We start from the raw sequence: 21,844 nt of genomic DNA, 5'->3' as shown, positions 1-21,844 counted from the left end.
AAAATAATTTAGTTTGACTTTATTTCTACTAAAATTAATAAATTTTTCAATACGTTTAACATTTTTAATAAATAATTAAACAAAATATACGGAATTGATATAAATTTATAACTGCCAATTATAAATCAAGAACCTCGGAGCAAGCCCACGAGGAATGTCCCGATGGTTCGGGAGAAAATACTTTTAAAAATTCGAGGCATCCCGAATCATCGGGACAAGGGAATTAAACCCTTAATGAGGGATTAAAAATTATTAGTGTGGAAGCTTGCTTTACAATTAGACAGTTTGACCAACAAACCATTGTTTTTGAAATGATTTTGAGTAGAAAAACACAATCCATATTTAAATACCTATCAGAAACCTATAGCCGAATTACTTCTGGCTTCCAATTAATATATAGATAAGAATATCCATGATATGTCATGCTTGATATAGAAATATTCGATAAAGAAAAACTGAACGACTATAAAAAAATCACCTCAAATTATCGATTTAGTTCAAACCTCTAAAATAATTCATGGATTTCTCAGCTTTGAACTGGAAGATTTTCGCACATCAAGTGCTGAAACAACCTTCCAAATTAATTTATCACAAATTAAATGTCCCATTGAACCAAGTAATCATTAATTTTAAAGCATGCAGTTACACCTATACCAAATCAACGCGTTCACAGATCAACTTTTTAGCGGAAATCCCGCTTGTGTGGTTCCATTATCAGAATGGCTTTCCGACGATTTGCTTCTGACGATAGCCAGAGAAAATGCGGTGGCTGAGACTGCATTCTTTGTAGACGAAGGATACAAAATTCACTTAAGATGGTTTACTCCCGAAATGGAGATGGATCTTTGCGGACATGCTACCCTGGCAGCCGCTCATGCCCTAAAGGAGATTAGAAAATATAGTAGTAGAAACATAATTTTTAAGACCCGAAGCGGAGACCTTAATGTTACTACTGAAGGCTCCAAATATATTTTGGACCTACCATCGAGAAATCCTGTTCCCACTTCCTTACCCGAACTTCTTCAAAAATCTTTGAACATTCTGCCAAAGGAAGTTTTGAAGGCACGGGATTTTGTGCTGGTATATGAAGACGAGCAGGCTATAAAGAACATAGAGATTGACCGTTCCTGGTTCGATCAACTAGAACTGGGAACCGGTGGAGTTATCGTTACCGCAAAAGGCTCTGATTGTGATTTCGTTTCTAGATTCTTTACACCTAAAGCTTCGGTTTTTGAAGATCCTGTCACCGGGTCTGCACATTGCTCCCTCACCCCCTATTGGAGTGAAAAACTTGAAAAACAGGAACTAATTGCCCGCCAGCTTTCTGAGCGTGGCGGCAGTCTTGAGTGCAGAAACAAAGGCGACAGAGTCGAAATTGCCGGCGATGCACGTACCTATTCCGTTGGAAAACTATGGACTGAATAACTTCTTCAAGATTTAGCATTTCTGCCTCCCCTTTAGAGTTATATATTACGATAAATTAATCTTCAGTTTTGATGAATTTTGGATTGATAAACAATTTACCGTCTTTTAATTTCTGCCAGTAAATTTTCATATCGGCATTTATTTCAGGAGCCATAATATACAATCCTATTATATTTGGAAATGACATAGCCAGAATCATCATATCTGCGAAACTTAAAACTGCTCCTAAACTTACCGATGCACCTAATACTACGAAACCTAAATACATAACTTTATAGACCAGTTCTACTTTTCTACTTCTTCCGAAAAGAAAGGTCCAAGAACGCATTCCATAATATGACCATGAAACCATGGTGGAAAAGGCAAATAAAAACACAGCGACTGCCAGCACAGAAGGGAACCAAGAAACTACACTTCCAAAGGCATCAGCGGTAAGTTCTACTCCGCCTATTCCGCTGTCAATTTCGTGCATGCCTGTAAATATCAAAACCAGCGCGGTCATGGTACAAATTAGCATAGTATCTATAAAGGGCTCAACCAAAGAAGTAAAGCCATCGGCAATAGGATGATTAGTTTTGGAGGCACTGTGAGCAATTGCTGCTGAACCTACTCCGGCCTCACTAGAAAATGCGGCGCGTTGCAAACCTATGATCAGCACTCCAATAAATCCACCTTTTAAAGCTTCCGCAGAAAAAGCACCATCGAAAATTGCTACAAAAGCGCCACCAAGATATTCGAAATGATACCCAATCACCACTAAACAACCTAACACATATAAAATTGCCATAACAGGAACTACTTTTTCTGTGACCTTGGCGATACTTTTAATTCCTCCAATAATCACGGCTCCTACCAACACGGCAAACCCAATTCCGAACCAAAATCCCTGACCTTGCAAAACGGGAATTTGCTCTGAAACTATTTTGAAAGCCTGATTTGACTGCAACATATTACCACCTCCAAATGAGGCACCAACCCCTAGAACTGCAAAGAGTATAGCTAAGAATTTTCCCAAACGCTTTAGGTTTCGCTTTTCTAGACCATAGCGTAAATAATTCATGGGTCCTCCAAATATGCGGCCTTCGTCATCTATAAAGCGATATTTTACTCCCAAAGTACATTCGGCAAACTTTAAAGACATTCCGAAAAACCCGGCGAGAAACATCCAAAAAGTCGCTCCTGCACCTCCCAGAGAAATTGCAACGGCTACACCCGCAATATTCCCCAATCCCACAGTAGCCGAAACTGCAGTGGCCATAGCTTGAAAATGTGTTATCGTGCCAGGAGCATCGGGATCATTATACTTTCCTCTTGCTAAATCTATAGAATGTCTAAATCCGCGAATGTTTATAAACTTTAGGCGAATGGTAAAGAAAATACTTCCCAAAATAAGCCAAATAACAATGAAAGGAATGTTATTGGTTTTTATATCTCCATTTGGATACAAAAGAGGTTGGGGATTTTGAAATTGAATTACCCCCAAGAGAGAGGCCTTGAAAGAACCAGTTTCAGGCATTCTGGAAATTACAGATCCTTCTTTGGAAACCTGTTCTAGCGTTCCGTCGGCCGGAGCATGAATGGATATTTCCATGTTATTATTGCTTTCCAGCAATGCAATTGTATCACCTTTTTTTACCTGGCTTCCTTCCTCAGCCAACCATTTTTTTACTTGATATTCCTCATCGGTAGATACTTCGATTCGTGGAAGGGGTATATTTTTATGAGAAACGTAAACTACTGGATCATATATTCCGAGGGTAGCAAAAGCATCCCAAAATAGAACGGCTCCTAGCACATCTACCGCTGGTTGTACTTTACTGTTGAAAATTTCGGTTATTGATTTTGCAGGGATGGTGAATTTCTTGGAAACTGTATTTCCGCTGGCATCACTTATAATTACAGAATGCTCCAATCCCTCGATCAAACCAACCGATTCTGAAGCAATTAAAGGAGTGTCTACATTACTCCATTTGTATTGATATGGAGCCTGACCTCCTTCTATCGATACTTTTACCACTCCATTATTAATTTCGGAGGAAGGATTGAGTATTTCTAAGTAAACTTCCATTTCACCGCTAGTTAGAACTTGAGCGGTAGAATTAGATATGGTAATGAGCAACAGTGCCAAAAGGGCAAAAAGTCTAGATTGTATCATTGAATAATTTAAGAATTCACGATTTATTTATAGATAATCACAATATTAGTAATAAGCAGAAGCCCTCCCAAGATAATCAATATATTTTTTTGAAATTGAGTAAGACCGAGAATTAATAAATGAAGTTTAACCAGCTTATCTTTTGATATCGCTTGAAAATTATAATAAATAAAAATTAAGCCATTTGAACGACAGGTTGTTTTGCTTAATTTCAATTGAAAGAAAAGTATAAGCCTTGACTTCTGTACTTTAAAACTCAAATTTATAAAATTCAATAAAAGAATCATTGTCGTCCGACAAAAGATATAAGATCGCTGCGCTGCTAGATTCAAGACTTTATTCCAACTAATTGAAAATTAAAATCTTAATCTGTATAAATTTTTAAAAAATGAAAAAATAATTCTGTGCTCCAATAGCAAGATCCTAACATTGAAAACAGTCTTAATCCCCGTTACTTCTAGCCTCACCGAAATCCTGTTTTTTTTCGGACAATATTATCATTAAAAGTAAAAGATTTGTAGAGGATGAGTTAAAAACTACTTTAGAGATCTAATGTCTAGGTAGCTATTTCCTGAACTAAATAAAAATCATTCCGATTTATCCATATTCCTTGCTAATTTTTGATAAGCTTACTAATACTCTGTTGTTATAATTGCTGATATTTTAGTATATTTTCTATAGTTTAGCCATAAAGGCTAAAAATTAAACAATGAAAGTTTACGAAAGTGACCTACTCACTATAGACTTTGAGAAAGAAACCGATAGTTTTGTGCAATTTTGGAAAAAATCTCCCGAAACTTATTGCTGTCTAAAAAAAGAATTTCTCGTTTTTACTGACTTCTATAAGGAATATAAACCCACGAATGCATTATGGGTACAGCAAAACTTCTGCCTACCCCTCAACGCAGATATATATAATTGGATAGAAGAGCATGTTAATATTCCCTGTGTGGAATATGGAAATAGAAAAGTCGCCTTTGTAGTAGGAAAAGACGTTTTGGTGCATTTAAGCATTATGAATTCTTTCAAGGAAGGAAAATCCATCATTTCCCCCTTGCACTTTGCCACGGAAAAGGAGGCCAGAACTTGGATAACTGAGACCAAACCAAATCCCATAACTAACAACAAGATTACTATACTTTTTGAAGGAGTAGATGAAGAAGGGAATTCTATCATAAAAATAAAAAGACCATCCAGTGATATTTCTAATACCATAAAATCTTTTGGTGCTCTTATTGAAGAAAACAGTTTTATTAAAACAAATATCTCCAAGTTCACTCAACTCACTAAACGGGAAAAAGAAATTCTGGTCATTTTTTCAAAAGGAATGAGACATCAGGAAGTTGCAGACGAATTATTTATTTCTGTTCAAACACTTCGCAAGCATTGGAAAAACATAAAAAACAAACTCGAAATAAAATCTTTGGTAGACGTAATAATGTACGTGAAGGCTTTTGACATGGAATAAGGCTGGTAAGATCAAATTGCTTTGCTAGATCTACAGCTAGAGTTTTTCCAGTTCTAGAAGTCCAGTGCCACTTACCGATACCGAAATCCAGAGTTCTTTTTCCCCAGCCGTGATGTTGGAAATTTCTACTTTATCTAATGAACCGATTAAGAAGACGCCGTCTTTTGCCTCTAGTTTATTTTCCAATTCTAGGTTAATAGCATCAACTTTTTCCACTATATGAGGCATTAAATCGAAATTCATTTTCTTTTTGAGCCTTTTATACATCCATTTATTCACAATAGTTTCCAGCAACCTATCGGTAAACCAATTATTGGTTTTTCCATCTACTTCATAATCTTTCAGGGAAATATGCTGAAGATCTTTATCAAATTCCAGAGCCGCATGAAAAAACATCTTAACCTCCCTGTTCTTGAAAAGATTTGTTAGTGTTTTTAAAGTTATATTCAACAGAAGATCAAATCCTTCCAAATAGCTTTTTTCTACAGAAATATCTATTACCTGAGCATATTTAGATTTCTCACCATCCTTGTTTTCCTTGGATAGTATCTCCCCAACCAGCTTTTCCCCTAGATATTTATCCAAGACCTGATAACCCACTATAACCGGAATAGTAATATTAATGTTTTTATCTATAACCTTATCATTATCATACATATACCTTTTTTTTATGATCCATATTCTTATTCTGCATTTCTATGCCTCTTGACTTATTCGTTCAAACAACCAAACACTAAAGGTGAGTGCTATCACAAGATATTTAGAGGATGTTAAATATCAAATTCTTTAAAAAAACCTAATATTCTTCCTTACTAGATGTTGGCTGCTGTGGTCAGATTTTTTATTTTGATTCTCTCCCCTCCAGAAGTATCACAGCGGTACCAAATAAACCTAAACTATCACCACTTAGCCAAGGATACGGATCATATCTGTAATAGCTGCTGATTAACAGAGCTAAATAATAATAGAAACTGAAGCTCCAAGAAAAACAAGAGTAGAAGTTTTTAAGCCTCACGGCATTTCCTTGAATTTACGTTATATACCCAAAACTATCAAACCAAATACAGCGACGAAACTTTTTATCAGAAATTTTGGGCTATCTATTTCCAGACTGAATCATTAGCTTTATAAAGCTAATAAAATCATTTGAGAACAAAATAATATGGATCTTATAAACTACTTAATAAATGAGATATAAGAAGTATACAGAAAATAAAAACCTTTCAGCGAACTGAAAGGTTTTAGTATTAATCCGGTAATATTAATTGGATACGACTTAAGTATTCCTACCCTACATCGAAATAACATAATTTATATCCATTACCGAATAAACGGAGGACTAAATTAAGTCGGAAAACAGGACTCTGAAATACCCAAAAAGGGGTATATTTCACATATTTTTAACTTTTTCACTATAAACATTTGATGTGTCGTTTTTATTCGATCCATTTAATTAATGCAGAGAAACTTAATAATCTCCTGACCAATAAACTAGTTTTGCCTAAAAGAAAATAATGCCATATATAATCATCTAATAACTGAGACAGCATTAGCCCCGACCGAAACAAATATTAAAAAGTTGAATATAATTAATGTGACTAATATTTCAGATCGATTAACAGAAATCTCAAGCGTGCATTAAATAGTGCTGCAATTCACTTAGGAATCAAAAAAAATATAAGTATCACATTGCTAGACAGTAAAACTAACAATAATTCATTTTTTTAGACTTGTCCGACCATACATAAATCCCAAAAGCTAACAAACTTACTAAAGAACCCCAGAGTAACCCAGTTTTCAAAGTTTCCGTACTCTTTCCAAGAATGGCTATAAATACAGTTAAGGGCAAAATGCCTATTAAAGTAGCTCCAATAAATTTCCAATAGCCCATTCTTAAAATTCCACCTACAAAACTTATGGCATCATTGGATAAAAAAGGATTCAACCTTGTAACAATTACAGCCCAAAATCCGTAAGTATCAATAAATTTCTCGATTTTATATTTATTTTTCTGCCCCATTAGTTTAACAACAAGCGTTTCTCCTAAATGAATACCAATAAAATATCCTACAGATGAGGCTGCTACTACAGATACTAAAATGAGAAGACTTCCCAAGAAGGGTCCATAAGCTAAAATACATACTACCATAAGAAGTAGCGTAGGGATCACTAGTAAAAACATCTGCCCAATCATCGCCAAAATCAGCACAATAGGACCTAACCATCCAAACCCAGACACCCATCCTTCAATTCGCTTCTTATCATTACTGGTTAATACTTTCCATGCTTCATCAAAAAATTGCTGAATACTTGGCACTAAAAAATAGCAAGCAACAAGGCCACCTATCAATCCAATAGAAAGGTAAAGAGGAAATCTGCTTTTTGAATCTTGCTGGTTCTCTGTTTCCCGCATTACTTCAAGTTTATCTGTATAATAGTTGCATCTCCATCACTAGCTTCATTAGAAATGTATAAGGTTCCTTCCGGACTAAAAGTTATTCCTTCTGGTTGTGGAAATTGGCTTTCCTCCAATTCATAAACTTTTTTAATAGATCCTTTAGAATTTAATTTTAAGAGTTTGGGATTTTTACCATCCAACACATAATAATCTCCAGTTTTGGGATGTATTGCAATATCTGATGGGCTAAAGGTTTTATACAATTTCTTATTTTGATAAGTTTTGAGTGCCCCATCGTCCATATTAATTTTTATAATTGGCACTCTATCTATTGTTTTCGAAGTTAATGGGATATGGTAAACACCCTTAAATTCATCAGCATTATCCCTGTCTTTAGGTGCTAAAATCAAGCTCTTATTCTTTATATCGAGAGCCAGTGTTTCCATATTATTTTTGGCAGTAAATCCGGTTTCAAAACTAGTTGTAGTTTTTTCTTTCTTACGAAAATTTAAAATCTCATAAATAGTTCCGTCGCTACGTAATACATAAGCATCATCTTTATGGACAGCTATTCCTTCATAATCGTCTGAACCTGCAAATTCTATTTTTTCAATGATTTCCTTTTTAGCTAAATCATAAATAAAAATTACACCATCTTCATCTTGCACACTCGCAATAGTTCCGTCTGGAAGCCATGTAATGCCGCTCACCTCGTCCAAAACAGCCGGTAATTCCCAAACTTTTGCGATGGAATACTCTGTAGATCTATTATTATTTGTTGATTTCTTCTGAAAAGAAAAACTAACAATTGCTACAATCACCAGAACGCAGAAAGTAATTCCTATTGTAAATTTTGTAGTTTTCATAGTGTCTTTTTTGATCTTTCAATTAATCTAGAGTACAAACCCTCAATGAGGGATTAAAATAGTCCAAGCTACTGTGTTATAAGAATTTGAGAAACATCTACAGAAGAATACCAATTTAGATGCAAATGCAATAAAGCAGATTGGGATACATTTTAGCCTTAAAACAACCAGTCGAAATGAAATATTAGTAGACTATTCGTCTGTTTGTGAAGATTTTTACTTCATAAATAAGGGAATTCTGCGCATCTTTAATATCAATTCTGAAGGTTTAGAAACTTCCCGCTTTTTTGCTTTCGAGAATATGTTTTGCACCGCATTGCCAAGTTTTATAGATCAAAAACCTGCTTGTGAATATTTACAGAGCATCGAAAAATCTACACTTTTAGTTTGTAAGCGCGAAGATTTTTATAAACTAATATCGCTCTATCCAGAATTAGATAGATTATACCGGGAAATTCTTGAACTTGGTTTTATTACCTCTCAAAAACGAATTTATGGTTTTCAGGGATTTAACGCTTTGGAAAAAGTACAATGGACCATAAAAAACCAACCAAGAATATTACAAAGAGTTTCTAATAAAATGGCAGCCTCCTATTTGGGTATTTCGCCATCAACATTAAGTAGAACCAAGGCGAAATTGTAATTAATGTTTCGTTGCAGAAACCACGCTGAATTCGTAATTTATATTTTCGAATACGATTATTTAATTTAAAAGTTAAAATTCATGATTGCAGCAATAACTTTATTTTTAGTGGTAGCACTTTCGGCCTTAATTACAAGAATTGCCACAATAGCATTAACCTATACAGGTCTATCTTCACAAAGCGCTAGATTTCAAGCTCGTTCTGCCTATACTGGAGCTGGTTTTACTACGGCGGAATCTGAAAAAATAATGAATCATCCCGTCCGTCGAAAAATAATATTTAATCTAATGCTGGTTGGAAATGCTGGGATAGTGACGGTAATGTCCTCCTTAATTTTAACTTTTATTCTACCAAATACATTATCTTCAAAATTATACGGTTTAGGTATCGTGATTGTTGGTATGGGTGCTATCTGGTGGGCTATAAAAAGTAAATGGGTAGATCGTGGTCTCTCTAAACTGATAGACAGAATGCTAAAAAAATATACGGATTTAGAAATACAAGATTATGCAGCAGTTCTTCACTTAAAGGATAATTATAAAATAAGCGAAAAGAAAATTGATGAGAATGATTGGCTCGCTAACAAAACCTTGATAGAACTCGATTTAAGACATGAGGGGATAACTATCTTAGGAATAGACAGGATAGATACAGATTACTTTGGCTCACCCTCAGGAGATTTTAAATTACTTCCTGAAGATATGATCACGGTATATGGTAAAGCAGAAGGTATAAGCAATGTTTATGCAAGAAAAAAGGATTATATCGCAGAAATGCAACATGAAAAATTTGTGAAAAAAGAAATTAAAAGACAGGAAGCACAGGATCCCAATAATCCTATGAATAATTGATAGGGTATTTTGACTATCTTGACATAGGTGAAGGTTTAGCTCATAAAAAACATTCAACTTTGCAATTCAGAAATAAAATTACTAATTCGAAATTTTCAAGCTATGAATAAAAAATTAACTCTTGCAATACGAATCTTTTTTGGAGTCTTTTTACTCTTCTTCGGTTTAGATCACTTCTTCAATTATATCCCCTTTCCGGAAATGGCTCCAGAAGCCAATGAATATTTTGGTAATTTACTTTCTACAGGCGCGATGCAGCTTGTTGGAGTTGTGGAGATCCTTGCAGGATTGGCATTTATTTTCAATAAGTTTGGAGGCCTAATGGCATTAATTTTAATGAGTGTTTCCATTAACGCCGTGCTATTTCACATTAGCCTGGATCCAGAAAAAATATGGGGTGCACTTGTACTATTAGCTTTGAACATTACAATGGTTTACTTCTATAGAAATCAATATCGTGAACTTTTAAGACCTTAAATATATATTTTAGCAAAGAATTACTACGTGCCCACAATGCTTTCTGATTTTGGATATATAACTTATCGGGGGAGGCAAAAGTGTTTTTATACGGGCGTTCGAGCGGGCTATCCGTTTCAATTCCTCGTCCGGCATTTCTCATGCCGGTCTGCGGGATTCCCACCACTATCTCTAAGTCGCAAATATTTTATAATTCAATAAAAAATCTCTTGAAACAGCTCTCCAACTCTGTCTTATACCTTATGAGCATTTCGGCTGGCTTGGTGGTGGCAAACCTGTATTATAATCAACCACTGCTACATCAAATCGCCCTTACTTTTGGTGTCACAGAATCTGCCGTGAGTAATGTCGCTCTTTCTACCCAATTAGGTTATGCTTTTGGCTTGCTCATAATCATACCTTTGGGGGATAAAATATCCAACAAAAAAATACTAAAGCTCGATTTTCTGCTAATGATCCTTTCCTTGGTAGCCGCGGCAATTTCAAATTCCTTGCTTTTGCTTATAATAAGTAGCTTTTTTATCGGTTTCACTTCTGCCATACCTCAACTCTTTGTCCCCATGGCAGCACAATTGTCTGATGACAAAGGGCGAGGGCGTGCTATTGGGATCGTCATGAGCGGGTTGCTTATTGGGATTCTAGGTAGCAGAGTAATTAGTGGATTGGTTGGCGAACAATTCGGCTGGAGGACGATGTATTATGTTGCTGCCATTATGATGGTTGCGCTCTTTATATTGCTGAAATTCAAGCTACCACAAATAAGTCCCACCTATAAAGGTAGTTATGCGAGTTTAATGAAATCTCTTTGGTTCTATTTTAAAACCGAAGCCTCTTTGAGACTTGCCGCACTTCGGGGAGCACTGGCTTTTGCCGGACTGAGTGCTTTTTGGACTACCCTGGTGTTTTTAATGGAAGACTCCTTCGGTTATGGCAGCGGAGTGACCGGCGCATTTGGCCTTTTCGGGATTGTTGGTGCCATGGCGGCAACCGTAGTTGGCAAAATGAACGACAAGGTGAGCAAAAATAAAATCATACTGTTTTCGGCAATTTTGCTCGTTTTGTCCTGGGGAATTTTTCTGTTTTCAGCAAATTCTATTGCAGGACTCATCATTGGGATTATTCTGGTAGATTTGGGTTTACAGGCCTTGCATATCACAAATCAGAATATCATATTTTCAAAAAACCCTGAAGCACGCAACCGTGTGAATACCATTTATATGGTAGGATTTTTTATTGGAGGTGCCTTGGGCACTAGCTTGGGGGCGATTGCTTGGGGAAATTTTGGATGGATTGGTGTAGCTGTTCTAGGAATAATTTTATCTCTAGCCATCCTAGTCGTACATTTAGGGTACAAACATAGGACAGTCTAAAGTTAAAGATAATGATTTGGAACATAATTTTGTATGCAGGATTCTCAGGAATAACCGTTTTTATTGGCGGCCTTTTGGCAAAAAGTTTCAATCACCGAGTAAAGGACAGTCCTGTAAAAGATGAAATCACACATACTATAATCGCTATAGGGGGAGGTATCATCCTTTCTGCCGTGGCACTGGTATTGATTCCACGAGGAATGGAAAAACTTGCCTTATGGGAACTTTTACTTTCCTTTGGTTTAGGGGCAATTCTCTTTTATTATATCGATAAAATATTGGCCAAAAAAGTTGGAAAAATGGCTACCTTACTAGCGATGTGCATGGATTTTATTCCTGAATCTATAGCCCTAGGAGCCGTTTTTGCTGAAGATTACTCTATTGCAGTTTTATTGGCAATTTTTATTGGATTGCAAAATTTACCAGAAGCTTTCAACTCGTATCGGGATATGGTAGTAAGTGGTTTTAGCGAGAAAAAAACCTTAATTGTTTTCTTTTTGCTTAGTTTCTCAGGTATCGTGGCAGCATTGGCTGGACATTTGTTCCTTAGCAGCTATCCTAAAACAACTGCACACCTTATGATGTTTGCCAGCGGGGGAATTTTGTATCTATTATTTCAGGATATCGCCCCACAAAGTAAATTAAAGAACAACTACGCCATCTCTTTAGGGGCAACCCTGGGTTTTGCTATGGGCATGATTGGTGAAAAATTGATTTGATCAATAAAATTGAGCGATCCCCTATCTAAAATATTATCATGAAAAGAAATGAAAACTTATCAGGAGAAGATCTAAAACACCTCAAACATTGCCTCGCGTTAGCTGAAGAAGCTCTTAATGCGGGTGACGAACCATTTGGTTCGATTCTGATAAACCAAAAGAATGAGGTAATAGCCACAGCCCGAAATCGGGTGAATGAAATTAATGTGCTGGCACATCCAGAGATTGAACTGGCAAATTGGGCGGCACAAAACCTTTCGGCAGAAGAAAGAAAAAACACCACGATATACACCAGTGGTGAGCACTGCCCTATGTGTGCCGCAGCACATGGCTGGGTGGGATTGGGAGAAATTGTTTATCTCAGTTCGGCTGAGCAGCTTGGGAAATGGTTAGAAGAAATAAACGCCAAACCAGTGCCTATTAATTTTATTCCCATTGAAAAAATTATAAAAAATTGTGTAATAAAAGGTCCTGCAAACGGAGAACTCCTTCAGAAAATAAAAAACTTACAATTAAAGTATCACAAGAATAATTTAGAATGAGATATAAGATATTAGTCTCGTGCTCAAAATAGAAAATCAAAAAGTAACTATGAAAGATCTTTTTTTGACTTACAAAACGGATATCATCTACGCGGTTATCGTGGTTACCGTGGTTGTAGTATTATATCTTTTAACGAGTCTTGTTCATAAATGGCTGGTAAATCAAGAACATAAAAAATTTCCCGGAGAAAAAACAACTCCTGTGAATTTGATAAAACGTGTGCTCAACGTCCTATGGTTAGTTCTTGGCCTTATCGCATTGAGTTTCCTCTTTGTGGAAGAAGAAAAATATGGTGCTAAAAAGGAGGATTTCAAACTGGTTCTATATTTAGGTTTTTTAGCAGTCTTTACTATTGTAGCCGCAACTTCCGCGAATATCTGGTTTAAAAAAAGTATCATTAAAAAGATTCAGAACAAATATGATCCAACAAGTTTCAAATTTTTAAGGTATGTAGCTGTATTTGCTATTTATTTTACTGGTATTTTATTTGGATTATTGGCATTTCCTTCACTTCGTGGAGTTGCTCAAACAGCCTTAGGTGGTGCCGGAGTTATTGCAATTGTAATAGGTGTTGCTTCTCAAGAAGCTTTGGCCAACCTTGTTGGTGGAGTATTTATAATTTCATTTAAACCTTTTAAAGTAGGAGATCTGGTAAAAGTAACTGACACAATGGTAGGAACTGTGACTGATATCACCTTACGTCATACCGTGATTCGGAACTTTGAAAATAAGATGATTGTGATCCCTAACTCTATTATTAATAAAGAAAAATTAATCAATTATGATCTTGGTGAACTTAAGTGTTGTGAGCGTATAGAGATTGGAATATCTTATGATAGTGACATAGTCCTGGCCAAAAAGATAATGCAGGAAGAATGTGAAAATCACCCTCTTATCTATGATAATAGATCTGCACTAGATAAAGAGAACGGTGAACCGATAGTCAAAACAGGGGTCATTTCGCTCAATGATTTTTCAATAACAATTCGCGCGTGGGCTTGGGGAGAAAAATTTAATGACTGCTTCGAACTCAAAATTGCAGTATTAGAAAGTATCAAGAAACGTTTTGATAAAGAAGGTATTGAAATCCCTTTTCCATATAGAACCATAGTAATGAAAAGAGATCAGCAATCCATTAATTAGAAATGTACTAGAAATGAGTAATACCGAAGAAGCTTTAAAAGAACGTATTAAAGAGCTCACCTGTCTTTATGAAATCTCGTCTATCATCGCAAATTCAGATGCTGAAGCAATGAAGGTAACTTTCCGTGCCATCGCAATGAGTTTAAAAAAAGGTTTCCAATTTCCAGAAAATACTGAGATAGCCATTGAAACATCTATTGAAACATATCAAACAGGAACTATAAATTATAAAAATTTTATTTCTTCGGACATTATCATTTTTAATAAAATACAAGGAAAAATCGTTGCCTCTCAGCATAAATCCGAATCTGTATTCCTTAATGAGGAACAACCTTTAATACACAATGTTGCAATTAAATTAGGGAATTTACTGGAACGTCTCGAAATTCAGCAAAATGAAACTTCTTTAAAGAGGCAGATGGAGCGAGCAGATAGATTGAGTATCTTAGGAGAAATCACTGCAGGGATTGCACACGAATTGAATACTCCACTTACCAACATTTTAGGTTTTGCAGAATTGTTGAAAGAGGAATTTAAAACTGATAATCCAATTTCTGAAGATCTCGATAAAATCATTCAAAATGCTATATTTTCGAGGGAAGTTGTAAAGAAATTGATGTTTTTTGCCTGCGAAATGCCTCAAAAAATGCAAGAAGTTAATATTGTACCGAGTATTAAAAATGCAATTGCACTCTTGGATGCTTCTTTTAAAAAAGCAGAAGTAAAATATATAGTTAAGATTGAAGATGATACACTTTTAATGCGAGCAGATAAAATTCAGCTTACGCAAATCATATTCAATTTAATTATAAATGCTATTTATTTTTCGCCAAAAAAGAGCTTAGTCACCATTGAAGCATTTCAATCAGAAAAAGATATTTTTTTGAAAATTTCAGATGAAGGAACAGGTCTTTCAGAAGAAGCGAAAGAGAAAGTTTTTCAACCCTTCTTTACTACAAAACCAACCGGTGATGGTTCTGGACTTGGCTTGAGTGTTGTACATGGAATTGTTGCAAGTCATAATGGTTCTATCATAGCAGAAAACAATAAAGACAAAGGCGTCACATTTACCGTAAAACTCCCAAAATAAGAACTAATGCAATTAAAAAAAGAGAATATATTAATTGTAGATGACGACATCAATATTTTAGAACTGCTGCAGCGTCATTTAAAATCTTGGGATTATCATACCTACAAGGCAATTTCTGTAAAAGAAGCGGTGCAAATATTACGGGAAACTAAGATCGATCTACTTATTACCGATTTAAAAATGCCCGAGATAGATGGATTTGAACTTATTAAATTTCTTTCAGAACACTATCCAAAACTTCCAACTTTGGTTGTAACAGGGTATCCTTCTGTGCAGGATTCACTTTCAGCTATCAAATCTGGAGTGGTAGAATATCTCACTAAGCCTTTTACTAAGGATGAATTAAGCACAGCAATAACCAAATCGTTTAGTAGTATAAAAAAAGATAAAGGTTCATTAACTAATGTAGTATCACAAAAAGCAGATAGTTATGGAGAAATTATTGGAAACTCCGAAAAAATTAACGCTGTCATCCAGATCATTGAGCGTGTAAAAGATAACAAAGCCACGATATTTATTAAGGGAGAAAGTGGCACTGGAAAGGAACTTGTAGCACGAGCTATTCACTACCACGGCAAATTTTCACGAGCTCCATTTATTGTAGTAAACTGCGGTGGTATTCCGGAAAACCTCTTGGAATCTGAATTGTTCGGTTACACAAAAGGTGCTTTTACTGGAGCCGATAAAGCACGAGATGGTTTTTTTCAAGCAGCCAATGGAGGAACTATTTTCTTGGATGAAATTGGTAATGCATCTTCTGCGGTACAATCTCGCTTATTACGTGTACTTCAAGAAAAAGAGGTGTTAAAAGTGGGAGCACAGAAACCAGATAAAATTGATGTGCGCATCATCTCAGCAACTAACGGGGATTTAAAGGAAATGATCAAGAAAGAAACTTTTAGAGAAGACCTTTTCTATAGGCTTACTGTAGTTGAAATAGAAGTCGCAGCATTACGCGAGCGTAAGGAAGACATTCCTTTGCTTGTCGAAAAATTCTTATTCAAATATGGAGTTGAATATAAAGATCGTTTTATAAAATTAAGCCAGGAAGCATCCGATGTTTTACAGCGATATGACTGGCCAGGAAACATACGAGAACTTGAAAACGTTATACAGCGTGCTGTAATTATGTGTGATAAAATTATTGAAATTGAACAATTACCGGAGGCACTCAAATTCAATATTGATTTTCCAAAAGAAAAATTACTTCCACTTAAAGAAATAGAGAAACGATATATTCAAAAAGTACTAAACGCTACAAACAATAATAAAACAAAAGCTGCCGCTATTTTAGGTATAGATCGTAAAACAATACGGGAGAAACTTTCAGATTAAATCTATTTCTGACTGATACATTTTGTCCCAACCGGGAAATATTGTATCAGTCAAACAGTTTCGTTATTACTTCTTTTAAACTCTCAATCCCTTGTAATACAAGGGATTTCCTCTTTATAGAACTTTTCTTGGCATCCACTGGCATATACATTGCCTTTTGGTATATAAATAATAGCAAACTATGAAGATAAATTCATTCAACATATGTCCCACATGCACGCATAGGGAAACCTGCGTACTAACCAATCAAAAAAGCCAAGTATGGTCGTGTAGCGAATATGATGAGGGAACGGTAGAACATTCTAATATAAAAAAAGAGCATCATCCAGAAATGGTTATGTCTTAACAATTTTAATTTCATGATATGATTATTAATGCACTAATCACATTTTTCACGACTGGAAGAATAAAACAACGAAAATTGCAAAAAGTTTCAATAAAACCAAACGCGAATGAAATTTCATTCAGAAATAAATATCATCAAAGAAGGATAAGCAACCGTCTTTTTAAATAATCTAATAATTAAAATATTCGCTTAGGCGATCTATACTTATGACAGCAATTACAGCAGAATTGAACAACAAGACAATAAAAGCACCTGTAAAAGGTATGCTGGACAATGTAATGATGCAGTTTCACAGTGCTGCAGATCAAATCGATTTACATCCAAATATCCGTAAGATACTTAGCATTACAAACAATGAAATTATTGTACACTTCCCAGTTAAAATGGACAACGGTGAGGTGGAAATTTTCACAGGATATAGAGTACAACACAATAATGCATTAGGTCCCTATAAAGGAGGTTTACGATACCATCCAACAGTTGATATTGATGCGGCTAAAGCACTTGCAATGTGGATGACCTGGAAAACTTCACTGGCAGGTTTACCTTATGGTGGTGGGAAAGGTGGTATCCAATTAGACCCATCAAAATATTCTCAGGGAGAACTGGAGCGCATTACACGTAGGTTCACCTTTGCACTGGCCGATAATATAGGGCCTGAACACGATATTCCGGCACCCGATGTAAATACCAATAGCCAGACAATGGCTTGGATTGCTGATACCTATATGAGCACTCGGCCACCGGCTGAACGTACTGCAAATCAGCATGTAGTGACAGGGAAACCAGAAGGGAGTGGCGGGCTCGAAGGGCGCGATCGCGCAACTGGGTATGGAGTCTTCTTGAATATCAAATTCTGGGCAGAAATTAATAATGAAACATTAGTTGATAAAAAGTTTATTGTTCAAGGATTCGGAAACGTAGGATATTGGGCTTCTTATTTTCTTGAAAAAGAAGGTGCAAAATTAGTCGCTGTGCAAGATGCCTTCGGAAGTATTCAAAATCAAAACGGAATTACAGTAGAGGATCTATTCAATTACAGTAAGATGAATAGTGGAAGTATAGTTGATTTTCCAGAAGCTACTGTTTTGAATATAAATGAATTTTTTGCAACTGAATGTGATATATGTATTCCAGCGGCATTAGGGAATCAAATTACGGATAAAAATGCGCTAGACATCAAAGCACGTCTGATTGCAGAAGGTGCCAATGGCCCAACAAATGTGGAGGGTGAGAAAATTCTTTTAGAACGAGGAATATCAATTATCCCAGACATCCTTTGTAACTCGGGCGGTGTAGTAGCCAGTTATTTTGAATGGTTACAGAATCGTAATGGTGAACTTTGGCAATTGGATGAAGTGATGGCCAAACTTGACAAAAAAATGCGGGAATCTTTTAATAAGGTTTATGAATATTCGGAAAAAGAGGGAATGGATCTACGTACTGCTGCCTACTGTATTGCTATTAAGCGTATTGAGAAAGCATATATACAAAGAGGAATTTTCCCTTAATGCTAACATTTTAAAGAGTGTACTATGAAGTATGGTAGTTTAATATTGGAAAAGAAGGAGTATGTGTATATAAAGCGCATACTCAACATCTCAGGGTATGCCGAGGATTTTGAAACTCAGAAATCATTACAAAGATTGATTGGAGAACTAAAAAACGCTCAAATAGTTAACGAAGCTGATATGCCAGAAGATGTGATTCGCTTCAACAGTAAAATAATGGTGTATTCTGAAAATGGTTGGGAGAAAGTAATTCAACTAGTAATACCACCAGACAAAGATGCCAAACAGAACAAAGTTTCCTTTCTCACACCAATGGGAGCAGCTCTATTTGGGTATTCGGAAGGAGATAGTATAGAATGGGATTTTCCTTCTGGCAAGCAAAAACTTAAAATTGTTACGGTAACTCAAGTGGAAAGCCAAAACAAAATTAATACTTATTAAAAATTTAAAAATGGAGGTCTTACAAACGGAAATATATCATCACGACACAGATGTTGATATGACGCATAAAATAAACACTATTGAGTTGGACAATTGGATTAACCATTTAAAATATATCAAAAAAGAATTGACAAATCTTATAGGTCTTTGGGAAAAAGACTTCAATAACAAAGCGGATGATCAAAGTGTACTTCAGAAATTTCAGAAGAAAGATACAGAAAATGAAACTTTGCTCAAAGCGCTTAACAAATATATGAGATCAAGAGGAAACATTGCAGAATGTGAAGACACCCAATGTGATATGGTCTTTATTACTGAACATGAAACCTATAGAAGAAGTTATTTATACCATTTAGATAAATATAGAAGGTTAAAGGATGATTTTTTTAGTAAGGTACAAGGGAAATTTACCTTGCTGAATATGAATTCTTAAAAATTGTTTACTTGAAAATAGAATTACCATATAAAATAAATGTTCACAGAAAACTATGTATCAAAAAAGATATCATTGAATTGAATCAATGGATTGATACTTTATCAGCCCTTAATATTGAACTAGAACAATTAAAGCTAATTGAAAAACAGCTATTAAAAAATAGCATGATTGAAACTAATCTTCTTGGATTGAGAAGAAAGAACACCTTGGTTATGGGGATGCTTTGTAAATATGAACAAGAACTGAATACAGAATTTGAGTACGGAGCAAAAGAATATGATGGCTTGCGGGCAAAAGAACATGAAAAAAAACGTGATGTCTTTACTGCATTAGGGCAAGAGTTCATTCAGCTCAAGCAAATGATCTATCATAATTTATTGAAATATCAGCGTAGATAAAACTAAAGAGATGAAAAAGATTTTAATTCCTATCGATTTTAAATTCAATAGTTATGATGCTATTGACTATGCTGTTGCCTTTTTCAAACTAGAGAAATGCCACTTCTACTTTCTCAATACTTACACCTACGATGCAGAAGGGCTTAATGCCATAGATCTCCTCCAAGCTGACGAAGAATGGTTTAACGAACCGAAACGAAATTCAGAGATTAGATTACAGCGTGTCCTTCGAAAATACACCCTCAACAACAGGAATGAATATCATCGGTTTAATGCTATTTCAGAATGCACCAATCTAGTAGAAGGCATCAAAAAGACCATTAAAGATTTAAAGATAGATTTATTAATATTTGCCGGAAAAGGACAAACCAACATTGGATCCAATTTATACAGTAGAAACACAAAACGGATAATTGATAAAATAAGGGATTGTCCAGTTATGATTATTCCAGCTTCTGCTCATATTAAGAATAATCCCAAATATATATTCGTATCAAATTTTGAGATAAACCTTCCAAACAAAGAGCTTGAGAATTGGTATGAAATAGTGAAAATTACAAAGGGAAGTGTAAAGATTATTAGCCTTTCAAGGAAAGATAAATTAACCCCTATTCAAAAAGCGAATCAAAATAAAGTTCGTTCTCGAATAGAAAAGCTTTTTGAAATTCCAGTATCCATAGAATATCTAGAAACTCCCCACGACCTTAGAAATTTTTCCCAATATAATTCTGATCATATTATTTCTTGGATGGAAAGAAAGCCAGATTTCTGGCGGAGATTTGGGCTAACACATTCTCGAATTACCAGCATGGGCCCATTACCAAGCAATCCATTAATTGCACTTCATAGATAATTATGAAAAAGATGAACAATCAAATATTTGGCATAATATCAATAATAATAGGTTTTATTATCATTTTTATTTTGTGTTGGTTAGTACCTGCGCCTATTTTTTATTAAATTCCATAAAAAAAGGATATGGAAATATTAGGAGAAGCCAAAGCTTTTGAAAATGCCAAGATGAGTAATATGTCCACTAGTGATCGGGTTACTGCATCTCGGGAGGTAAAACGACTTATTTTAGGCATCAATGAAATTTATAAAGAAACAAAAGACTCAAAATTAATGGACTTGATGAAACGGCTGACTGCCAAAAAGAAAAAGATTGAAGTCCGGTTAAAGGGACGACAATAGCCAATTTAATTCTTTATTGAGAGTTTAAAAGTAAAATCTAATTTCAATTCTCTTAAAGATTCTCATAGCTAAGTTTCCATTTGATAATTTTTGCAGGTTCGGTGTAGGGATGTTCTTGCTCCTTACCTATTCCCATAATGTGCATTACCTTCCATTCTTCCGCTTTCATTATATCAGAAACCATAGAACAAAGACAGCGCCACCACACCGCTTCTGAGCACGTAATTACTTTTCTTTTTTTAAATGCCATTTTTTTAAGGGTTTCCAGACCTTCTTTAAATTCCGAAGTTTCCATATAATCTGCATAGCCCATAAACCACGTATTGCGCCATATTGTATTCTTTGAATCGGGATTTGCTTTCCTTCTTCCACCTAATTCTTCTAAATGGTTGTATTGAATGTTATGATACGTTAATGATTTTTCCAAGTTTTCTTTATTGAGCTGCGGAAATTTTCGTGAACTAGGAAATCTTCGTATATCTACCAAATGCACTATGTTGTATGATTCCAACATGTCTATGAAATTGTCAAGGCTATGTGTGGAATGTCCAATGGTCCACAGTTTCTTGTTTTCTTTTTGTGTCATAAACTTGATTTTAAAATGGCTGCAGCACTTTTTTACTCACCTGGTTATGAATTTAACGGCCTTTTTTAATATTGATGGTTTTGCTTTTCATTAAGAATTTTTTGCGACATCTTCTACACGTTTGGCACTATCGGATTTGTTTAAGCTTAGCCGAACTATACTATCCGTTATTGCTGATAGATCATGAGGAACATTGCCATCTAGTGCAACTAAATCTCCTTTATTTAGGGTATGAGCTTTTCCGTTGACCCCAAAATTAATACTGCCTTCAAAAATTTCAACCACGATAGGAAAAGGGGTTTTGTGCTCTTTCATTACTTGGTCTTTCTTAAAAGCAATCCGTATTTCCTTTCCGGTTTCCGTTTCTAGCAACACCTGGATGGCGGGTCGTTTTTCGTGATATTCTAGGTTGCTTGTTAATGATGCTGTTTTCATAAGATTTGGATTT

At 35.3% G+C, this 21,844-nt stretch carries 23 protein-coding genes; 17 read left to right on the top strand and 6 right to left on the bottom strand.

Translation table 11 applies throughout. From position 1 onward, the window contains the following. Positions 1–636 precede the first annotated feature (636 nt). A complete protein-coding gene (locus ES724_RS04785) occupies positions 637–1,425 on the top strand; it encodes a PhzF family phenazine biosynthesis protein (RefSeq protein ID WP_146930293.1) in 789 nt (262 codons plus the stop codon). A gap of 55 nt (positions 1,426–1,480) precedes the next feature. Here the strand turns inward: ES724_RS04785 and ES724_RS04780 are convergent, their stop codons facing one another. Continuing rightward, the gene (locus ES724_RS04780) at positions 1,481–3,580 is read right to left on the bottom strand and encodes an amino acid carrier protein (RefSeq protein WP_146930290.1); all 2,100 of its coding nucleotides are present in this window, start codon (positions 3,578–3,580) and stop codon (positions 1,481–1,483) included. A 709-nt stretch (positions 3,581–4,289) separates the two neighbouring features. Here ES724_RS04780 and ES724_RS04775 point away from each other — a divergent pair. Continuing rightward, positions 4,290–5,048 (top strand): response regulator transcription factor, encoded by a 759-nt coding sequence (locus tag ES724_RS04775; protein ID WP_146930287.1) that lies wholly within the window; start codon positions 4,290–4,292, stop codon positions 5,046–5,048. 36 nt (positions 5,049–5,084) lie between these two features. Here the strand turns inward: ES724_RS04775 and ES724_RS04770 are convergent, their stop codons facing one another. The 3 genes from ES724_RS04770 to ES724_RS04760 all read right to left on the bottom strand — a co-directional run bounded on the left by ES724_RS04770 (position 5,085) and on the right by ES724_RS04760 (position 8,312). Further along, the gene (locus ES724_RS04770; protein ID WP_146930284.1) at positions 5,085–5,705 is read right to left on the bottom strand and encodes a DUF4403 family protein; all 621 of its coding nucleotides are present in this window, start codon (positions 5,703–5,705) and stop codon (positions 5,085–5,087) included. 1,048 nt (positions 5,706–6,753) lie between these two features. Further along, the gene (locus ES724_RS04765; RefSeq protein ID WP_146930281.1) at positions 6,754–7,461 is read right to left on the bottom strand and encodes a TVP38/TMEM64 family protein; all 708 of its coding nucleotides are present in this window, start codon (positions 7,459–7,461) and stop codon (positions 6,754–6,756) included. Continuing rightward, positions 7,461–8,312 (bottom strand): SdiA-regulated domain-containing protein, encoded by an 852-nt coding sequence (locus ES724_RS04760; RefSeq protein ID WP_146930278.1) that lies wholly within the window; start codon positions 8,310–8,312, stop codon positions 7,461–7,463. The genes ES724_RS04765 and ES724_RS04760 overlap by 1 nt, the downstream gene beginning before the upstream one ends. Positions 8,313–8,442: 130 nt before the next feature. Here ES724_RS04760 and ES724_RS04755 point away from each other — a divergent pair, with 130 nt between their 5' ends. The 15 genes from ES724_RS04755 to ES724_RS04685 all read left to right on the top strand — a co-directional run bounded on the left by ES724_RS04755 (position 8,443) and on the right by ES724_RS04685 (position 20,810). After that, positions 8,443–8,955: a Crp/Fnr family transcriptional regulator gene (locus tag ES724_RS04755; protein ID WP_146930276.1), complete on the top strand. Its 513-nt coding sequence runs from the start codon at positions 8,443–8,445 to the stop codon at positions 8,953–8,955. Positions 8,956–9,036: 81 nt separating this feature from the next. Further along, positions 9,037–9,807, top strand: a complete 771-nt coding sequence (locus ES724_RS04750) for a cation:proton antiporter regulatory subunit (protein ID WP_146930273.1) — start codon at positions 9,037–9,039, stop codon at positions 9,805–9,807. A gap of 102 nt (positions 9,808–9,909) precedes the next feature. Next, positions 9,910–10,284 carry a DoxX family membrane protein gene (locus ES724_RS04745; protein WP_146930270.1) on the top strand — a complete coding sequence of 125 codons (375 nt, stop codon included), beginning with the start codon at positions 9,910–9,912 and terminating at the stop codon, positions 10,282–10,284. Positions 10,285–10,526: 242 nt separating this feature from the next. Continuing rightward, complete coding sequence (locus tag ES724_RS04740) at positions 10,527–11,654, top strand: MFS transporter (protein WP_246136823.1); 1,128 nt, start codon at positions 10,527–10,529, stop codon at positions 11,652–11,654. 11 nt (positions 11,655–11,665) lie between these two features. Then, positions 11,666–12,373, top strand: a complete 708-nt coding sequence (locus ES724_RS04735; RefSeq protein WP_146930264.1) for a ZIP family metal transporter — start codon at positions 11,666–11,668, stop codon at positions 12,371–12,373. Between the two features lie 38 nt (positions 12,374–12,411). Then, positions 12,412–12,915 carry a nucleoside deaminase gene (locus ES724_RS04730; RefSeq protein WP_146930261.1) on the top strand — a complete coding sequence of 168 codons (504 nt, stop codon included), beginning with the start codon at positions 12,412–12,414 and terminating at the stop codon, positions 12,913–12,915. 49 nt (positions 12,916–12,964) lie between these two features. Next, on the top strand, positions 12,965–14,059 hold the full coding sequence (locus ES724_RS04725) for a mechanosensitive ion channel family protein (protein ID WP_146930258.1): 1,095 nt from the start codon (positions 12,965–12,967) through the stop codon (positions 14,057–14,059). 13 nt (positions 14,060–14,072) lie between these two features. Next, the gene (locus ES724_RS04720; RefSeq protein WP_146930255.1) at positions 14,073–15,149 is read left to right on the top strand and encodes a sensor histidine kinase; all 1,077 of its coding nucleotides are present in this window, start codon (positions 14,073–14,075) and stop codon (positions 15,147–15,149) included. A gap of 6 nt (positions 15,150–15,155) precedes the next feature. After that, on the top strand, positions 15,156–16,484 hold the full coding sequence (locus ES724_RS04715; protein ID WP_146930253.1) for a sigma-54-dependent transcriptional regulator: 1,329 nt from the start codon (positions 15,156–15,158) through the stop codon (positions 16,482–16,484). Positions 16,485–17,036: 552 nt separating this feature from the next. Further along, positions 17,037–18,341, top strand: coding sequence for a Glu/Leu/Phe/Val family dehydrogenase (locus tag ES724_RS04710; protein WP_146930250.1), 1,305 nt, complete (start codon positions 17,037–17,039; stop codon positions 18,339–18,341). A 24-nt stretch (positions 18,342–18,365) separates the two neighbouring features. Further along, positions 18,366–18,782: a GreA/GreB family elongation factor gene (locus ES724_RS04705; RefSeq protein ID WP_146930247.1), complete on the top strand. Its 417-nt coding sequence runs from the start codon at positions 18,366–18,368 to the stop codon at positions 18,780–18,782. A 10-nt stretch (positions 18,783–18,792) separates the two neighbouring features. Further along, the gene (locus ES724_RS04700) at positions 18,793–19,215 is read left to right on the top strand and encodes a hypothetical protein (RefSeq protein WP_146930244.1); all 423 of its coding nucleotides are present in this window, start codon (positions 18,793–18,795) and stop codon (positions 19,213–19,215) included. 11 nt (positions 19,216–19,226) lie between these two features. Beyond that, complete coding sequence (locus ES724_RS04695) at positions 19,227–19,616, top strand: hypothetical protein (protein ID WP_146930241.1); 390 nt, start codon at positions 19,227–19,229, stop codon at positions 19,614–19,616. A gap of 10 nt (positions 19,617–19,626) precedes the next feature. Then, positions 19,627–20,469, top strand: coding sequence for a universal stress protein (locus ES724_RS04690; protein ID WP_146930238.1), 843 nt, complete (start codon positions 19,627–19,629; stop codon positions 20,467–20,469). Between the two features lie 125 nt (positions 20,470–20,594). Beyond that, positions 20,595–20,810 (top strand): hypothetical protein, encoded by a 216-nt coding sequence (locus ES724_RS04685; protein WP_146930235.1) that lies wholly within the window; start codon positions 20,595–20,597, stop codon positions 20,808–20,810. A 52-nt stretch (positions 20,811–20,862) separates the two neighbouring features. Here the strand turns inward: ES724_RS04685 and ES724_RS04680 are convergent, their stop codons facing one another. Then, positions 20,863–21,396, bottom strand: a complete 534-nt coding sequence (locus tag ES724_RS04680) for a DUF488 domain-containing protein (RefSeq protein ID WP_146930232.1) — start codon at positions 21,394–21,396, stop codon at positions 20,863–20,865. Positions 21,397–21,486: 90 nt separating this feature from the next. Next, entirely contained in the window at positions 21,487–21,831 is a 345-nt protein-coding gene (locus tag ES724_RS04675; protein ID WP_146930229.1) for a cupin domain-containing protein, read from the bottom strand. Positions 21,832–21,844: the final 13 nt, after the last annotated feature.

The organism is Gillisia hiemivivida (genome assembly GCF_007997295.1).
Classification (GTDB): Bacteria; Bacteroidota; Bacteroidia; order Flavobacteriales; family Flavobacteriaceae; genus Gillisia; species Gillisia hiemivivida.
Note: the sequence above shows the minus strand (reverse complement) of the source record. Positions and strands in the feature narration are given on the sequence as shown.

Bases quoted from the DNA above. Each gene is read 5' to 3' on its own strand.
- ES724_RS04785 (WP_146930293.1), top strand. From the start codon at position 637: ATGCAGTTACACCTATACCAAATCAACGCGTTCACAGATCAACTTTTT.
- ES724_RS04780 (WP_146930290.1), bottom strand. From the start codon at position 3,580: ATGATACAATCTAGACTTTTTGCCCTTTTGGCACTGTTGCTCATTACC.
- ES724_RS04775 (WP_146930287.1), top strand. From the start codon at position 4,290: ATGAAAGTTTACGAAAGTGACCTACTCACTATAGACTTTGAGAAAGAA.
- ES724_RS04770 (WP_146930284.1), bottom strand. From the start codon at position 5,705: ATGTATGATAATGATAAGGTTATAGATAAAAACATTAATATTACTATT.
- ES724_RS04765 (WP_146930281.1), bottom strand. From the start codon at position 7,461: ATGCGGGAAACAGAGAACCAGCAAGATTCAAAAAGCAGATTTCCTCTT.
- ES724_RS04760 (WP_146930278.1), bottom strand. From the start codon at position 8,312: ATGAAAACTACAAAATTTACAATAGGAATTACTTTCTGCGTTCTGGTG.
- ES724_RS04750 (WP_146930273.1), top strand. From the start codon at position 9,037: ATGATTGCAGCAATAACTTTATTTTTAGTGGTAGCACTTTCGGCCTTA.
- ES724_RS04745 (WP_146930270.1), top strand. From the start codon at position 9,910: ATGAATAAAAAATTAACTCTTGCAATACGAATCTTTTTTGGAGTCTTT.
- ES724_RS04740 (WP_246136823.1), top strand. From the start codon at position 10,527: ATGAGCATTTCGGCTGGCTTGGTGGTGGCAAACCTGTATTATAATCAA.
- ES724_RS04735 (WP_146930264.1), top strand. From the start codon at position 11,666: ATGATTTGGAACATAATTTTGTATGCAGGATTCTCAGGAATAACCGTT.
- ES724_RS04730 (WP_146930261.1), top strand. From the start codon at position 12,412: ATGAAAAGAAATGAAAACTTATCAGGAGAAGATCTAAAACACCTCAAA.
- ES724_RS04725 (WP_146930258.1), top strand. From the start codon at position 12,965: ATGAAAGATCTTTTTTTGACTTACAAAACGGATATCATCTACGCGGTT.
- ES724_RS04720 (WP_146930255.1), top strand. From the start codon at position 14,073: ATGAGTAATACCGAAGAAGCTTTAAAAGAACGTATTAAAGAGCTCACC.
- ES724_RS04715 (WP_146930253.1), top strand. From the start codon at position 15,156: ATGCAATTAAAAAAAGAGAATATATTAATTGTAGATGACGACATCAAT.
- ES724_RS04710 (WP_146930250.1), top strand. From the start codon at position 17,037: ATGACAGCAATTACAGCAGAATTGAACAACAAGACAATAAAAGCACCT.
- ES724_RS04705 (WP_146930247.1), top strand. From the start codon at position 18,366: ATGAAGTATGGTAGTTTAATATTGGAAAAGAAGGAGTATGTGTATATA.
- ES724_RS04700 (WP_146930244.1), top strand. From the start codon at position 18,793: ATGGAGGTCTTACAAACGGAAATATATCATCACGACACAGATGTTGAT.
- ES724_RS04690 (WP_146930238.1), top strand. From the start codon at position 19,627: ATGAAAAAGATTTTAATTCCTATCGATTTTAAATTCAATAGTTATGAT.
- ES724_RS04685 (WP_146930235.1), top strand. From the start codon at position 20,595: ATGGAAATATTAGGAGAAGCCAAAGCTTTTGAAAATGCCAAGATGAGT.
- ES724_RS04680 (WP_146930232.1), bottom strand. From the start codon at position 21,396: ATGACACAAAAAGAAAACAAGAAACTGTGGACCATTGGACATTCCACA.
- ES724_RS04675 (WP_146930229.1), bottom strand. From the start codon at position 21,831: ATGAAAACAGCATCATTAACAAGCAACCTAGAATATCACGAAAAACGA.